The sequence below is a fragment of the Syntrophales bacterium genome (assembly GCA_030018935.1).
Taxonomy (GTDB): Bacteria; Desulfobacterota; Syntrophia; order Syntrophales; family CG2-30-49-12; genus CG2-30-49-12.
Window position 1 is genome coordinate 1 of record JASEGZ010000017.1, and the last position, 14,070, is coordinate 14,070.

At 46.6% G+C, this 14,070-nt stretch carries 12 protein-coding genes and 1 tRNA gene; 8 read left to right on the forward strand and 5 right to left on the reverse strand.

Features of this window, described 5'->3' with window-relative positions:
* Positions 1-229: 229 nt before the first annotated feature.
* The 5 genes from QMD03_04750 to lon all read left to right on the forward strand — a co-directional run bounded on the left by QMD03_04750 (position 230) and on the right by lon (position 4,707).
* Complete coding sequence (locus tag QMD03_04750) at positions 230-517, forward strand: BrnT family toxin (GenBank protein MDI6776540.1); 288 nt, start codon at positions 230-232, stop codon at positions 515-517.
* Between the two features lie 121 nt (positions 518-638).
* The gene (locus QMD03_04755; GenBank protein ID MDI6776541.1) at positions 639-1,562 is read left to right on the forward strand and encodes an MBL fold metallo-hydrolase; all 924 of its coding nucleotides are present in this window, start codon (positions 639-641) and stop codon (positions 1,560-1,562) included.
* A gap of 179 nt (positions 1,563-1,741) precedes the next feature.
* A tRNA-Thr gene (locus tag QMD03_04760) sits at positions 1,742-1,817 on the forward strand.
* A 34-nt stretch (positions 1,818-1,851) separates the two neighbouring features.
* Complete coding sequence (locus QMD03_04765) at positions 1,852-2,298, forward strand: Hsp20/alpha crystallin family protein (GenBank protein MDI6776542.1); 447 nt, start codon at positions 1,852-1,854, stop codon at positions 2,296-2,298.
* 60 nt (positions 2,299-2,358) lie between these two features.
* Positions 2,359-4,707 (forward strand): endopeptidase La, encoded by a 2,349-nt coding sequence (gene lon, locus QMD03_04770; protein ID MDI6776543.1) that lies wholly within the window; start codon positions 2,359-2,361, stop codon positions 4,705-4,707.
* Positions 4,708-4,759: 52 nt separating this feature from the next.
* Here lon and QMD03_04775 read toward each other — a convergent pair whose 3' ends face one another.
* Complete coding sequence (locus tag QMD03_04775; GenBank protein MDI6776544.1) at positions 4,760-5,980, reverse strand: hypothetical protein; 1,221 nt, start codon at positions 5,978-5,980, stop codon at positions 4,760-4,762.
* A gap of 607 nt (positions 5,981-6,587) precedes the next feature.
* On the opposite strand from QMD03_04775, the gene cimA reads away from it, so the two are divergent.
* From cimA to QMD03_04790, 3 genes are all read left to right on the forward strand, one after another.
* Complete coding sequence (cimA, locus tag QMD03_04780) at positions 6,588-8,174, forward strand: citramalate synthase (GenBank protein MDI6776545.1); 1,587 nt, start codon at positions 6,588-6,590, stop codon at positions 8,172-8,174.
* A 123-nt stretch (positions 8,175-8,297) separates the two neighbouring features.
* Positions 8,298-8,930, forward strand: coding sequence for an L-threonylcarbamoyladenylate synthase (locus QMD03_04785; GenBank protein MDI6776546.1), 633 nt, complete (start codon positions 8,298-8,300; stop codon positions 8,928-8,930).
* Between the two features lie 214 nt (positions 8,931-9,144).
* Positions 9,145-10,965 carry an Rne/Rng family ribonuclease gene (locus QMD03_04790; protein ID MDI6776547.1) on the forward strand — a complete coding sequence of 607 codons (1,821 nt, stop codon included), beginning with the start codon at positions 9,145-9,147 and terminating at the stop codon, positions 10,963-10,965.
* A gap of 7 nt (positions 10,966-10,972) precedes the next feature.
* On the opposite strand, the gene nusB is transcribed toward QMD03_04790, so the two are convergent.
* From nusB to QMD03_04810, 4 genes are all read right to left on the reverse strand, one after another.
* The gene (gene nusB / locus QMD03_04795; GenBank protein MDI6776548.1) at positions 10,973-11,419 is read right to left on the reverse strand and encodes a transcription antitermination factor NusB; all 447 of its coding nucleotides are present in this window, start codon (positions 11,417-11,419) and stop codon (positions 10,973-10,975) included.
* 117 nt (positions 11,420-11,536) lie between these two features.
* Positions 11,537-12,001 (reverse strand): 6,7-dimethyl-8-ribityllumazine synthase, encoded by a 465-nt coding sequence (gene ribE, locus QMD03_04800; GenBank protein MDI6776549.1) that lies wholly within the window; start codon positions 11,999-12,001, stop codon positions 11,537-11,539.
* A gap of 134 nt (positions 12,002-12,135) precedes the next feature.
* A complete protein-coding gene (locus QMD03_04805) occupies positions 12,136-13,338 on the reverse strand; it encodes a bifunctional 3,4-dihydroxy-2-butanone-4-phosphate synthase/GTP cyclohydrolase II (GenBank protein ID MDI6776550.1) in 1,203 nt (400 codons plus the stop codon).
* A 37-nt stretch (positions 13,339-13,375) separates the two neighbouring features.
* Entirely contained in the window at positions 13,376-14,023 is a 648-nt protein-coding gene (locus QMD03_04810; protein MDI6776551.1) for a riboflavin synthase, read from the reverse strand.
* Between the last annotated feature and the right edge of the window lie 47 nt (positions 14,024-14,070).

A 14,070-nucleotide genomic window follows, 5' to 3' on the forward strand; every position in this document is an offset into this window, starting at 1 on the left:
AAAGCGGACAATTCATTTGCTACAAAAGCGGACAATTCTATTTACTCTTGACAGACAAAGTAGGGTGGCAAGCGGGAAGGTCTCCGTCTAAGATCTATTACTGCAATGTGAAAATGTCACCCCCCTGGATTCATAAACAGCCAAAAAGGTTGTTTTGATTTAAATATAGGAATATAAGAATAAATTATTGCATATCCACCATTCCCCTTGATGGGTAAGGGTAAACCAAATGGAATCAGATTCCACAAAACCCCATTATCTCGGCCATAGAAAACGCCTCCGTGAGAGATTTAGGAAAACCGGCCTTGCTTCCTTTGCGGTAACGATTGAAGATACTCGGCATGATGAACAACGCTTTGTAACTGTCGACGCAGATATTTTAGGCAGGGTGTTAGTGGTTGTTTACGCTTATTCTGGTGAGGAAGAGATTAGATTGATTCCAGCCTGGTTTTCACTGCCGATCTTCTCCACCGGATTGCGTTCATTGAAAAGGCAGGGACAGGAATACGGCGTATAATAGAGGATGCAAGGAAGCATAAATGCCCTGAACCAAAATTCACAATTAGAAGTATTTCGAGAAGTTGAAAGGCAAGAAGGGATAAAACCGGTTAAACATTACCTAATAAGGAGAAGGTCCGATGACCAATAGAAACAAGGTAACCGAGAATATATACTTAATAGATGTCAGGGTATTTGGTATCCCCAATTTTACCTCAGCCTATTTGATAGCGGGTGAAGAATTGGCCTTGATAGAGACCGGTCCAACAAAATCAGTCCCTTTTATCATTGAAGGAGTTAGAGAATTTGGATTTGATCCTGGGGACATATCGTATATTGTTGTTACCCACATCCACTTGGATCATGGGGGAGGAGCCGGTACATTAGCGAAGGAGATACCTAAGGCAAAGGTAGTGGTTCACGAAAAAGGTGCGAGACATATGGTAGACCCTTCAAAGCTGGTAAGCAGTTCAAAGAGGGTTTTTGGAGACTTAATAGATGAATGGTATGGAGAGGTCTTACCTGTAGAACAGGATAGGATAATGACTGTGAATGGCGGTGAGATAATCGATCTGGGTAGAGATCAGAGGCTTCGAATGATCGATTCCCCTGGACACTCTAATCACCATATCTGCATATACTCAGAGAAAGAGAAGGGACTTTTTACAGGAGATGCAGTGGGGGTATACCTTCCTGATTCAGAGGTACTGATACCCACGACCCCTCCCCCGGAATTCGATCCGGATATAAATGTGGAGACGATTAAAGGTTTTATGAACCTTGATTTGAGGCTCCTGCTGTTTTCCCATTTTGGGATTACAGAAAAAGTAAATCAGACCTTGAATATGGGCATTGACTGGCTTATGAAATGGAAAGAAAGTGTCTCAGAAATGATGAGTGAAGATATCTCTCTGGAAGGGATTACAGAGAAATTCAGGGCAGACACAAGGAAGGTACTGGGCTCAAATGAAGGGAAAGAACTCCTCTGTCAATGGGTAATGGACCACCACATCCCCATGTGTGCCATGGGGTATCTCAACCACTTCAAGAAGAAGACTTTATAGGTATTCCCCCATCTCCTTAAATCACCTTTACCATACCTGACAATGCCTGAAAGGGCCCTTGCAGCTTGAATCTCCTTGCGGCCAAAAACTTAAGGTGGCAAGCGGGAAGGTCGGTCTAAAATCTTGACAAGGGACAGTTGTTAAGATAAATGATATAAGACTATGAAAATAATCAGAAAGCCGATGTAGCTCAGCCGGTAGAGCAACTGATTCGTAATCAGTAGGTCAGCGGTTCAAGCCCGCTCATCGGCTCCAGTATTTAAGACCATGCCAGTTAGAGGAGCCCAAAATGGACTATGTAGAGATTAGCTTTACGGCCGATCTGGGGACGATAGATACCGATCTTCGCAGGACTGTTGATGAAATGTTTCTTCTGATTAACCCCTTATCTACGCATTTTCAGCAGGTGTGGAGACCTCAGATAGATGTCTGCGAAACCCCTGACGAGATTTTGATCCTGGCCGATATTGCGGGGGTCAACAGAGAAGAACTCCATGTGGAGATTGGCCGCAGGACGGTAAAGATCTCCGGGCGACGGAGGGAAAGACCGCCCACGGAAAACATGAGATATTCCCTTGCCGAGATTCCCTACGGATATTTTGAGAGGAGTTTTGCCCTACCCGCTCCCATCGAAATGGAAGCCGTTTCCGCGACGTATACAGATGGGCTTCTTCAAATCCGCATACCAAAGGCGCCCTTGAATAAGGTTCACAAAGTTCCCATTCAAAAAGGTTGATCGTTTTTTAAATCATAAGACGTGTATGGACTCACATGAGGGTTACTTTTGGAGGTTCCCATGGCAGAAGAGAAACAACCCGAGGAGTTGAAGGCTGGTAACATCCCGAAAATTTTACCCCTCCTGCCCATATTTAATATTGTCGTTTTCCCGAAGATGATGATTCCCCTGGAGGTTTCCGGCGATCAATCGTCCACCCTTATTGATGAGGCTATGGCAAAGGATCGCCTGGTAGGCCTTGTGATGGCAAAGAAGCCTCCCCTCGAGACCAGGTATCAGCCCGGGGATTTTTATGACATTGGTACGGCTGTCATGATTCTGAAAATGGCAAAGGGGGCCGATAACAAGGCGCAACTCCTCGTACAGGGTATTGGCAGGTTCAAGATCGCCGACTTTGTGGAAGGCAAGCCATATCTTCAGACACAGGTAGAGGCCATCGAGGATCAGGAAACCAAGGACCTGGAGACTGAAGCGTTGATGACAAATCTTGTGGGACTTTTTGACCGTGTTGTTCAGCTTTCTCCCTTTTTACCCCAGGAGTTCGGCCTGATGGCAAAGTCCATTACTGAACCGGGCACCCTGGCTGACATGGTGGCATCTATTATAAATTCTTCCATGGAAGAGAAACAGAAGATTCTGGAGACCATGGATGTAAAACAGCGACTGAAGGAAGTGACGCGGCTGATTAATCACCAACTGGAGATCCTCGAACTGAGCAATAAGATCCAATCCCAGGTCAAGGATGACATTGATAAAGGTCAGCGGGAATACTACCTCCGCCAGCAGCTTAAGGCAATCAGGCAGGAGTTGGGTGAAACGGATGAATCGAAGGTTGAGATCGAGGAATTCCGGGCCAAGATTGAGAAAAAAACCCTTCCCGAGGAGGCTAAGAAAGAAGCCGAGCGTGAGCTTGATCGTCTGTCCCGTATGCATCCCTCCTCAGCCGAATACACTGTGGCGGCAACCTACTTAGACTGGTTAACGGCGCTCCCCTGGAATGAATACACGCAGGACAATCTCGACATCAAGGCGGCAAGGCAGGTTTTAGATGAAGACCACTTTGGCCTGGAAAAGCCCAAAAAGCGGATCATCGAGTATCTGGCCGTCCGCAAGTTAAAACCCGACACGAAGGGACCAATCTTGTGCTTTGTCGGCCCTCCGGGTACCGGTAAAACATCCCTCGGGCAATCCATCGCCCGTGCCCTGGGGCGTAAATTCATCCGTATCTCGCTGGGCGGCGTGCGGGATGAGGCCGAGATTCGCGGGCACCGCCGCACCTATGTGGGAGCGCTTCCCGGCAGGATCATCCAGGGAATCAGGCGGGCAGAATCGAGTAACCCCCTATTTATGCTGGATGAGATTGACAAGGTGGGGAGTGATTTTCGTGGTGATCCATCATCGGCGCTCCTCGAGGTGCTCGATCCGGAGCAGAACTTCTCTTTTGAGGATCACTATCTGGATGTGCCATTTGACCTATCCCATGTCATGTTTATTACCACGGCGAATATCATGGATACGGTGCCTCCTGCTCTTCGGGACAGGCAGGAGGTAATCGAACTCCCCGGCTATACGCAGGACGAAAAGATTAAAATTGCCGAACGCTATCTAATCCCCAGACAGATAGCAGCCAACGGCCTTAACTCTGCTCAGATCACATTCACAAAAGGTGCGATAGATCACATCATCTCGGGGTATACCCGGGAGGCTGGTGTGAGGAATCTGGAACGTGAAATAGCCGCGATATGCCGGGGTGTGGCAAGTAAGGTCGCTGAAGGAAAGGTAAAATCCGCCTCCATCACCGTTAAAGATATACACAGGTACCTGGGACCAGTCCGCATAACATCCGAGGCGAGTGCCCGGACATCCAAGGCTGGCGTGGCGATGGGGCTGGCATGGACACCAACAGGCGGAGATCTCCTCTTTATTGAGGCCACATCCATGAAGGGTAAGAAGGGCCTTACCCTGACCGGCCAATTGGGAGATGTCATGAAGGAATCGGCTACGGCCGCTTTGAGCTTTATACGAGCCAATGCTGCTGATCTCGGCATCTCCAAGGATTTTTTCGAAGAAATTGATATCCACGTCCATGTGCCCGCGGGGGCAATTCAAAAAGACGGCCCCTCGGCGGGTGTGACAATGCTTACCGCCCTGGTATCTCTGCTGACTGACAAAAAGGTTAAAAAAGACCTCGCCATGACCGGTGAAATCACCCTCCGGGGGCTTGTGCTTCCCGTCGGCGGCATCAAGGAAAAGGTCCTTGCCGCTCACCGTGCAGGCGTCAAAAAGATCATCCTTCCCAGATGGAACAGGAAGGACCTGGAAGACATCCCCCAGAAGGTGCAAAAAAATATCTGCTTTTACTTCGTAGACGAGATGATGGAAGTATTAAAGCTCGCCCTGGAAAAATGATATAGGGACGGGTTTGAAACCCGTCCCTGCGGGAGTCGGGAGTTGGAAACCGCTACAGGGCGACCTGTAGAGTCAACTGTACCCTTTTGTCATTTAATTTGTTGCTTTGCTCATAGTTCACATGATCATAATCAAGGACAATCATGTTCTTATGCTGCTTATCCAGGTGGTAGGCAACGCCGGCGATGTATCGCGTATTTTCGTCATCGCCTGTATCGGTATCAGGGTCAAAACGATCATAGCGCCCGAAGATACTGAATTTTTTATGGGGTTTTAATTCGGCAAAGGCAGAATACCCCTCTTTGTCTTTTTCATCGGTACCCTTTTGATCACCCTTACCCGTATAGTACTGACCCGTGAGAACAAGATATTCGTGCTCAAACTGCACAAAACCGAGATTCACTCTCCAATCAGGAGGATCGGCCTCCTTGTTCCCTTTGCCATATACGCCAAAGTAGGAAAACTGGAGGCCGGGGATGATGTCCGGTAGGGGTCTCAGTGTCAGCCTTCCCTCGATGACCTTGTTATCGTTCTTTTCCGCTGCATGGTATCCACCGCCGTTATAAACCCCCAAGGCCATGCTTCCATAGCGGCCGGGATAGTAATTGCTTACCCTCTTCTGGTAGTCTTCATCCATCTTTCCCCCGAACAGGGAGACAAACGTTAAACCTAAATCCGCTGAATTGAAGATTTCGTTTCGCTCCAGAAACATCGTATCCTGACAGCGGTAGAAATTTACATGCTCTTCATAGTCGAGCCACGGCATATGAACAACTCCCACTTCCAGGAAAGGCTGGGTAAAAAATCCAAGGTTGGGGAGGTTGAACTGGCCGTAGAGGTATTTTACCCTCATGGCAATAGAGCCATCAAGATTGTTCGGTTTATCTCCAGGCTCCTCCAGGTCTTTTACCGTCGTGATATCGAGAGTCATCCTGCTGCTGAACCAGGGGAAAAACTCTTTTGCTACGGTCAGATAGCCGCGTTTCGCCACAAACTGATGGAAACCGTCACCGCTGCCCTGGCCGTCTTCGCCGTTTTGATAGGAAAGGTACCACAGCAGTCCAAATTTAAAACCTTTCAGGTTCTTGATTATCTTTGCAAGATCCTTTGATTCCTTATCCTCCTCTACCGACATTGCCTCCTCCCGGCTCAGAAGACCCTTTTCTACCAGCTTCTTGAGGAGCGGGTTTGCAATATCTTCCGCAACCGCTGTTCCCGCCAGCCAAAGCAGGCTACAGATAAACAGAAATAAAACAGCCACCATTCTTTTCATAAATTTATTCCTCCCTTACTGTAATATTATGCGGGAGAGGTGTTATCAGGTTTTCATTGCGATTTGATTACAGTGGTGTTAAAATTTAGCCGAGAATTGTTAAATTTATGTAACACCATGCCAAGGAACGTTCATCCGGACAACTGGCAGGGAATGATTTTTCTCCCTTGACAGGTATAAATGATGTTTGTTATACAGAAAATGACCAAGGTCTGAAAGTTACAGATAAAGGAAAAGGAATATCCTTTAAGGAAGGTTTGGGGTTATGATGATATATAGGAGATACTGCGGGCTTTTTCTGGTCTTTATCATCTTAGTTACGGCCTGCGCCAAGTATGAGAGAACTGCGACTTCAGATCAAAGAGGCAGATACCGGACGGCTATATCCGCTTATTATGAAGCTTTAACCTGAAAGACTTTCTTATCATGGCGGGAAATATGATTACCATTATCATACGGCCTATAATTATTATCGAGGGCATAATTTTAGTCTCGAAGACATAGGAGACCTGATAGTGGTGTAATGTTTTAAAAATTTGCAGGACAGCAAAATCCGTTATCAGGTTAAACTGGTAACGGATTTTTTTTGGAAAAGAGAGGTACGGTTATGGAATCATGGGATGTTTTAATTTATGACACCACCTTAAGAGATGGAACGCAGGGGGAGCAGATCAATTTTTCCGCTGAAGAAAAGCTGCGGATTGCGCAACGCCTGGATGAGATGGGCTTTCACTATGTTGAAGGTGGATGGCCGGGTTCCAATCCAAAAGACATGCGCTTTTTTGAACTGGCGAAAAAAATGACGTTCAGGCACACCCGTCTGACGGCGTTTGGAAGTACCAGAAAGCCAAACATCCGGCCTGAGAGCTGCCCGAATTTAAAGGCGATACTCGCTGCAGACACAGATACCGTGGCCATCTTTGGCAAGGCCTGGGACCTTCATGTCAATGAAATCCTTGGAATATCTCCCGACGAGAATCTCGCCATGATCCATGATTCTGTTGAGTATCTGAAATCAAAGGGAAAAGAGGTTATCTATGATGCGGAACATTTCTTCGACGGATATAAAAATAATCCCGGGTACGCATCCAACGTAATAAAAACCGCCTTCCAGGCCGGCGCCGATATGGTTGTCCTCTGTGACACCAACGGAGGTACACTGCCACACGAATTGACGTCAATCCTCGAAGAGGTCATATCTATTATCCCTCCACATAGGTTGGGTATTCATGCCCACAATGATTGCAGTCTTGCCGTAGCTAATTCCCTCGCGGCCGTTCGTGCGAACATCAAAATGGTACAGGGAACCATCAATGGTTACGGAGAAAGATGCGGAAACGCCGATCTGATCTCTATTATCGGGAATCTCCAGCTTAAGATGAACAAGAGATGTCTGCCTGGATTATCTATCAGACAACTGACCAATCTCTCCCATTATGTAAGCGATGTCGCAAATATCCCGCCCCTGAATGCAAGACCTTTTGTGGGCCGAAGCGCATTTGCCCACAAAGGGGGTGTTCACGTCAGCGCCATAGCAAAGAATCCTGCGGCGTACGAACATATTAAACCTGAACTGGCCGGAAATAAACAAAGGGTACTGGTCTCAGACCTTGCGGGTAAAAGCAATATTGAATACAAGGCAAGAGAATTGGGTATTGACCTCGGTAAAGATGGTACCATCAGTAAAAAAATTGTCGAGGAGATAAAAAAAATGGAGGATCAGGGATACCAGTTTGATGCCGCCGACGGTTCCCTCTCTCTCTTGATGAAGAAGATAACGGGTGAGTTTAGAGAACCGTTTACATTAGAGTACTTTCATGTTACTAACGCAAAAACAAAGAACAATCCACCTCTGTCTCAGGCCACGGTTAAAATATCGGTAGGTAGCGATGAGGAATTGACTGTTGCAGAGGGTAATGGCCCCGTTAATGCCCTTGATCATGCCCTTAGAAAGGCACTGACAAAATTCTATCCCCGTATTGGTGAGGTGCATTTAGTGGATTTTAAAGTCAGAACCATCGAAGGCGCTGAAGGGACAGCGGCAAAAGTAAGAGTCCTGATAGATTCAAGTGATGATAAGGAAATCTGGAGCACTATAGGGGTATCCACGAATATCATTGAGGCAAGCTGGCATGCCCTTGTGGATAGCATTCAGTATAAATTAAGTAAGGATGCATTGAACAAAAATGGGTAACTATCCTCATTTCTGAAATAAGTTCATTGATAATCTCTTTTATTGGGGGTATATTACTAACAATGCAAAGAGACCTTTGAAAAATCCAAATTTCAAAGGTCTCACAAATTACATATTTAATTCATGGAATCAGATAAAAAAAGAAAAGCAGTAATACTGTCTATCAATAGCAAGAATCCCCAGAAGCGACTGATCAAGAAGGCTGTTGATATATTGCGGGATGGCGGTATCATTATATACCCGACTGATACAGTTTACGGGCTGGGATGTGACCTGTTCAATAAAAAGGGAATAGAAAAGATCTGCGAAATTAAAAAGAGAAGCAAAAAACAACCCTTAAGTTTCATCTGCGCAGACCTCAAGGACATAAGCCGCTACGCTCTCGTATCTGATTACGCCTATAAGATCATGAGACGTTTTCTGCCGGGACCCTATACTTTCATCCTTGAGGCATCAAGGCTTGTCCCAAAAATAATTCTCCCCAAAAGACAGACCACCGGCATCAGGGTGCCGGATAATCGCATCTGCCTTGCTCTCGTCAAAGAGCTGGGGCAGCCTATCATCAGTACCAGTGTAAAATCAGACGGTGATATCCTGGGCAATCCTTACGAGATCAAGGAAAAATTTTGGCATTGCGTGGATTTGATCATTGACGGGGACATAATGGTACCGGAACAATCCAGTGTTATCAGTCTTGTTGATGACAGGATCGAGATAATTAGAATTGGAAAAGGCGATGTATCCGCCCTTATATAAAAATACCGTAACTACTCAGGTTAATAGGGGCAGAGGCACAGAGGCACAGAGGCACAAAGAAAAAAATGAGGCTAATTAAGTCGAGAGATAGAACGAATGCTTAGCAGTTTAATAGGGAAGTTAAACAGCAAATAGGTTTAGACAACTTTGTGCCTCTGTGCCTTTGTCTCTTTGTGCCTGAATAGTTACAATTTGGGTTCATAAAAGGATTGTTATGAAAAAGGAAATGCTGATCAACGCTGTTCACCACGAACAGAAGCGTATGGCCGTTGTGGATGACGGCAAGTTAGTAGAATTTAATATCCAGATGAGTTTCAAAGAGCCAATCACGGGGAATATTTACAAGAGCATCGTTTTAAAGGTCGAACGTGGTCTCCATGCAGCCTTTGTAAATTATGGCGGGAAAAAGGACGGTTTCCTGCCCCTGCACGATGTCAGTCCTGAGTACTTTACAGAACAAAATGGAAGAGAAGATAGTTATGGCAGATGCTCCCTCAAGAATGGACAGGAAGTTCTTGTCCAGGTATTGAGAGAGGTTGGTGAACATAAGGGAGCTCTGCTTACCGCCTACATATCATTACCTGGGCGGTACCTTGTCCTGCTGCCAAATAGGCAGTGCGTAGGCATCTCTCGAAAGATAGAAGATGAAGGAGAACGCGAACGGCTAAAGGCACTTGTGGAACAGATTAAAATAGATGAAGGTGTTGGCTTTATCGTTCGTACCGCCGGTATGAATAGAACCAAACAGGAACTTTCCCGTGATTATCAACACCTCTCAAGGCTGTGGAAAGAGATCCAGAAGAGGGCGAATACCGCCTCCGCTCCTGCATTGATCTATCAGGAAAGCGATTTTGGCATCCGTTCCCTGCGTGATTATTTCACATCGGAAATCGAGGAAATTCTGGTAGACGATTTTGAAACATTCAGAAAAATGAGGGTTTACTGTAAAGCCGTTGCACCCAGAAATGTAAAAATGATCAAACTCTATAAAGATAAAGCCCCTATCTTCGACAGATACCAGCTTGAAAACCAGATTCGCGCCATTTACCAGGAACGGGTAGATCTGAAATCTGGTGGATCTATCATTATCAATCCAACAGAGGCTATGACCACGATTGATGTAAACTCAGGAAGGGCTTCCAGTAAAAGAAATGTCGAGGAAACAGCCTTCAGGACAAACCTTAAAGCTGCCGAGGAGATTGCCAGACAGCTCCGTTTACGAGATCTGGGAGGTTTGATCGTCATTGACTTTATTGATATGAGGGATCGTAAACATGAAGCGGAGGTGGAAAAGACATTTAAAAAGGCTTTGAGTTTAGACAGGGCGAGGATACAGTTGTCGCGTATATCGAGGTTTGGCATCCTTGAACTCTCGAGACAGAAGAAGCAATCAACAATCCAGGAGATCAGTTATACAACTTGCCCTTTCTGTAAGGGAAGGGGGGTAAGGCCGTCGTTGGAATATACAGCCCTTTCCGCTTTTAGAAAAATCGAATCAGAGGCGGTAAAGGGGGTTGCCTCTTCTCTTAAAGTCACCCTCTCCTATGAGGTAGCCGACTATCTGTTAAATCAGAAGCGCAGCGAGATCTCTAAACTGGAAACTCTATACAATATGTCCCTTTATATATCGGGCAGCCCGGATATGGCATGGGACGGGATGGACATTAAAGAGACCAGCAGAGATGTTACCCAGGAAACGCCTGAAGAGGAAAAGTATCAATTATTAAAAATAACAGATAAACTGGAAGAAGGCGCCATTGAAGTGGTAACGGAGACGTTAACTCACGTTGTTGAGGCGGATGAACAAGCACAAAAAGACGTCGCCTTGCCGGAAAAAGCTATTGAATCACCCAGGAAGAGGTCACACTGGAGACCCAGATACAGAAGAAAGAAATCGGGTCAAAAAGCAATAGAATCGAAAACAGAAATGCCTCCTGAGGAAACAGACAGAACAATTGCTCAAGAGGAAAAAGAAAGTGGGATACTCCCCTTGGTCGCCCCTGAGGGAACAAGAGAAGGCGAACTACCGGTATGAAACGCACTTATTTTCCAGTGGCTCTGGTGACATCTTGATCTGAATCTTTCTTGCACAATTTTGCATACAGGGCATCAAGGATACCATTGATAAAAGCGCCGGAATTCTCGGAACCATAGAGTTTGCCGAGGTCTATCGCTTCGTTGAGCGTAACCTTTGGGGGAATATCGTTACAGTACAGAAGCTCGTAGACAGCCATACGGAGGATGCTTTTGTCAACCCTCGACATCCTGGCAAGCGACCAGTTTTCAGAACAACTGCTAATAAGACTATCTATCTGATCTCTGTTCTTCCAGGTACCTTCTATCAAAAGAGAGGAGAATTCTCCGGCCCTTTTGTGGGCCTCAAAGTTGTTCCAGAAAAGTTCAACCGCCTCTTTGACGTCTATATTTAAAATGTCAAGCTCATAAAGAACCTTTAAGGCGACTTCTCTTGCCTTCCTTCTCTGACGCATTTATTCCTTGGCCTATTACAGTAGTCAGCAGTCAGTGCTCAATAACCAGGAATCAGACTGAAAGATGACCGACAGGCGGGACGCCTGCCCTCTTTGACTGACCACCCATTCTGGTCTTTATAATTTTCTAAAAAGATCAATCATTTCGATGGCTGATATCGCGGCGTTCCATCCCATGTTTCCCGCTTTTGTGCCCGCCCTTTCAATCGCCTGTTCAATGGTATCAGTGGTCAACACACCGAAGGCGATGGGCACCTCCGTCTCTAAACTCACATTAGCGATCCCCTTTGAGACTTCGGCACTGATGTACTCAAAATGGGGCGTGGCCCCCCTGATGACCGCACCGAGACAGATCACGGCGTCAAACCGTCCGCTCTTGGCCAGTTTCTTGGCTGTGAGGGGTAACTCAAAGGCGCCGGGAACTTTATAGATACGGATGTTCTTTTCGTTAGCCCCCGCCCTTGTCAGGGCATCAACGGCACCGTCAATCAGCCTTCCGCAGATAAAATCATTAAAACGACTGGCCACGATGCCAAACTTCATCCCTGTGGCTATAATTTTTCCTTCTATGATCTCCGGCATAATCTTCTCCTCTCAACGAAATATTGCAAGCGTTCACAGGGGCCAAGGGTCGGGGGTCGGGGCCTGGTTTTCTTCTCGATAGCTTTTTATCATCATTGGTTTTCCCTAATCCCTGACCCCTGTAAACGGTTATCCTATATTTTCAGCATATGCCCCATTTTCTTCTTTTTTGTTACCAGATAATGGAGATTGTTCTTGTTGGGTTCGATCTCGATAGGAACACGCCCGGTGACGGTCATGCCGTAACCCTCAAGGCCAACGATCTTTTTGGGGTTATTGGTCATCAGGCGCATCTTTCTGACACCCAGATCAACAAGGATCTGGGCGCCGATACCATAGTCTCTCAAATCCGCCTTAAAACCGAGAGCGATATTGGCCTCCACGGTATCTTTCCCGTGTTCCTGTAATTCATAAGCCCTGATCTTGTTGACCAGGCCGATTCCCCTTCCTTCCTGATGCATGTATACAATGACACCTTTGCCTGCTTCCTCTACCATCTTCATGGCCGTATGAAGCTGTTCGCCACAGTCGCACCTCTCGGATCCGAAGACATCACTGGTCAGACATTCCGAATGTACCCTTACCAGCACCTCGTCTTCCGGAGTGATCTCACCCTTAACCAGGGCCGCGTGTTTCATGTCATCCACATCATTTTCGTAAACGACGATTTTGAATTCACCACCGTATCGAGTGGGAATGGTAGCTGTCGCCACCCTCCTGATCAGGGATTCATTCTGCATCCTGAAATTGATGAGATCGGCAATGGTTACAATCTTTAGGCCATGTTCCTTTGAAAAAGCCTCCAGGTCCGGCATCCGCGCCATGGTCCCATCGTCCTTCATGATCTCGCAGATCACGGCGGCGGGTTTCAGACCGGCCAGGCGGGCCAGGTCCACAGAACCCTCCGTCTGGCCGGTTCTTACCAGTACCCCCCCTTTTCTGGCACGAATGGGAAAGACATGTCCCGGACTGACCAGGTCATCCGGTTTGACGTCGTCGGCAACGGCCGTCCGGACTGTCCTGGCCCTGTCGGCAGCAGAAATCCCCGTGGTCACACCATGTTTCGCCTCGATAGAAACGGTAAATGCCGTCCCGAAACGCGACCGATTGTCCCTTACCATGGGGAAAAGGTTCAGCTTATCAGCAAGCTCTCCATTCATGGGGAGGCAGATCAGTCCCCTTCCGTATCTGGCCATGAAATTAATTGCTTCTGCCGTCACAGATTCCGCCGCCATGCAGAGGTCACCTTCGTTTTCTCTGTCCTCATCATCCACCAAGATAACCATTTTGCCGTTTTTAATATCTTCAATGGCCTCCTGGATTGTACTCACACCCATATATCTTCACCATCCCTGTATAATTGATTTCAATTCTTCACTTTAAAAACCCATGTTTCGCCAGAAAATCCGTATCAAACCCCCGGGAGAGATCTTTCTTATGGTTGAGGAGTTTCTCCACATACTTTCCCAGGATATCTGTTTCTATATTAACTATGTCTGACACTTTCTTCAACCCCAAGGTAGTCACCCGGGCCGTATGGGGAATTATATTAACATAAAATCTATTTTTTTTACACCGATTTACCGTCAAACTTACTCCGTCAACCGCTAGCGAACCCTTTTCCACGATATAGCGCATTAACTTTTCATCAATCTCCACACCAAACTGGATAGAACCGGATTTCATGATCTTTTCCTGAATTTTTCCTATTCCATCCACATGGCCGAGGACAATATGCCCACCCAGGGGATCAGCCAATCGTAAGGCCTTTTCCAGATTTACCTTGTCTCCCGTCTTCAGTGTTTTGAGGTTTGTTCTTGCCAATGTCTCTGATGATACGTCCGCTGTAAAACTCCTGCCGCTTTTTGTAGTCACCGTAAGACAGGCGCCATTAACGGCTACACTATCACCAACCTTGAGGTCATCAAGGTTCATAGGTGTATCAATCTCCAGCAGGACATCTTCTCCCCTTCTGGTCATTTTCCCGATGGAACCGATGGCTTCTATGATACCGGTAAACATATTATCCTTACAATAGATAAACAGTCAACGGTAAGCAGCAGTATGAG

What these genes read in the sequence shown, in the direction of transcription:
- QMD03_04765 (MDI6776542.1), top strand. Translation starts at nt 1,852, where the DNA reads ATGGACTATGTAGAGATTAGCTTTACGGCCGATCTGGGGACGATAGAT.
- QMD03_04785 (MDI6776546.1), top strand. Translation starts at nt 8,298, where the DNA reads ATGGAATCAGATAAAAAAAGAAAAGCAGTAATACTGTCTATCAATAGC.
- nusB (MDI6776548.1), bottom strand. Translation starts at nt 11,419, where the DNA reads ATGCGTCAGAGAAGGAAGGCAAGAGAAGTCGCCTTAAAGGTTCTTTAT.
- QMD03_04750 (MDI6776540.1), top strand. Translation starts at nt 230, where the DNA reads ATGGAATCAGATTCCACAAAACCCCATTATCTCGGCCATAGAAAACGC.
- cimA (MDI6776545.1), top strand. Translation starts at nt 6,588, where the DNA reads ATGGAATCATGGGATGTTTTAATTTATGACACCACCTTAAGAGATGGA.
- QMD03_04805 (MDI6776550.1), bottom strand. Translation starts at nt 13,338, where the DNA reads ATGGGTGTGAGTACAATCCAGGAGGCCATTGAAGATATTAAAAACGGC.
- QMD03_04810 (MDI6776551.1), bottom strand. Translation starts at nt 14,023, where the DNA reads ATGTTTACCGGTATCATAGAAGCCATCGGTTCCATCGGGAAAATGACC.
- QMD03_04755 (MDI6776541.1), top strand. Translation starts at nt 639, where the DNA reads ATGACCAATAGAAACAAGGTAACCGAGAATATATACTTAATAGATGTC.
- lon (MDI6776543.1), top strand. Translation starts at nt 2,359, where the DNA reads ATGGCAGAAGAGAAACAACCCGAGGAGTTGAAGGCTGGTAACATCCCG.
- ribE (MDI6776549.1), bottom strand. Translation starts at nt 12,001, where the DNA reads ATGCCGGAGATCATAGAAGGAAAAATTATAGCCACAGGGATGAAGTTT.
- QMD03_04775 (MDI6776544.1), bottom strand. Translation starts at nt 5,980, where the DNA reads ATGAAAAGAATGGTGGCTGTTTTATTTCTGTTTATCTGTAGCCTGCTT.
- QMD03_04790 (MDI6776547.1), top strand. Translation starts at nt 9,145, where the DNA reads ATGAAAAAGGAAATGCTGATCAACGCTGTTCACCACGAACAGAAGCGT.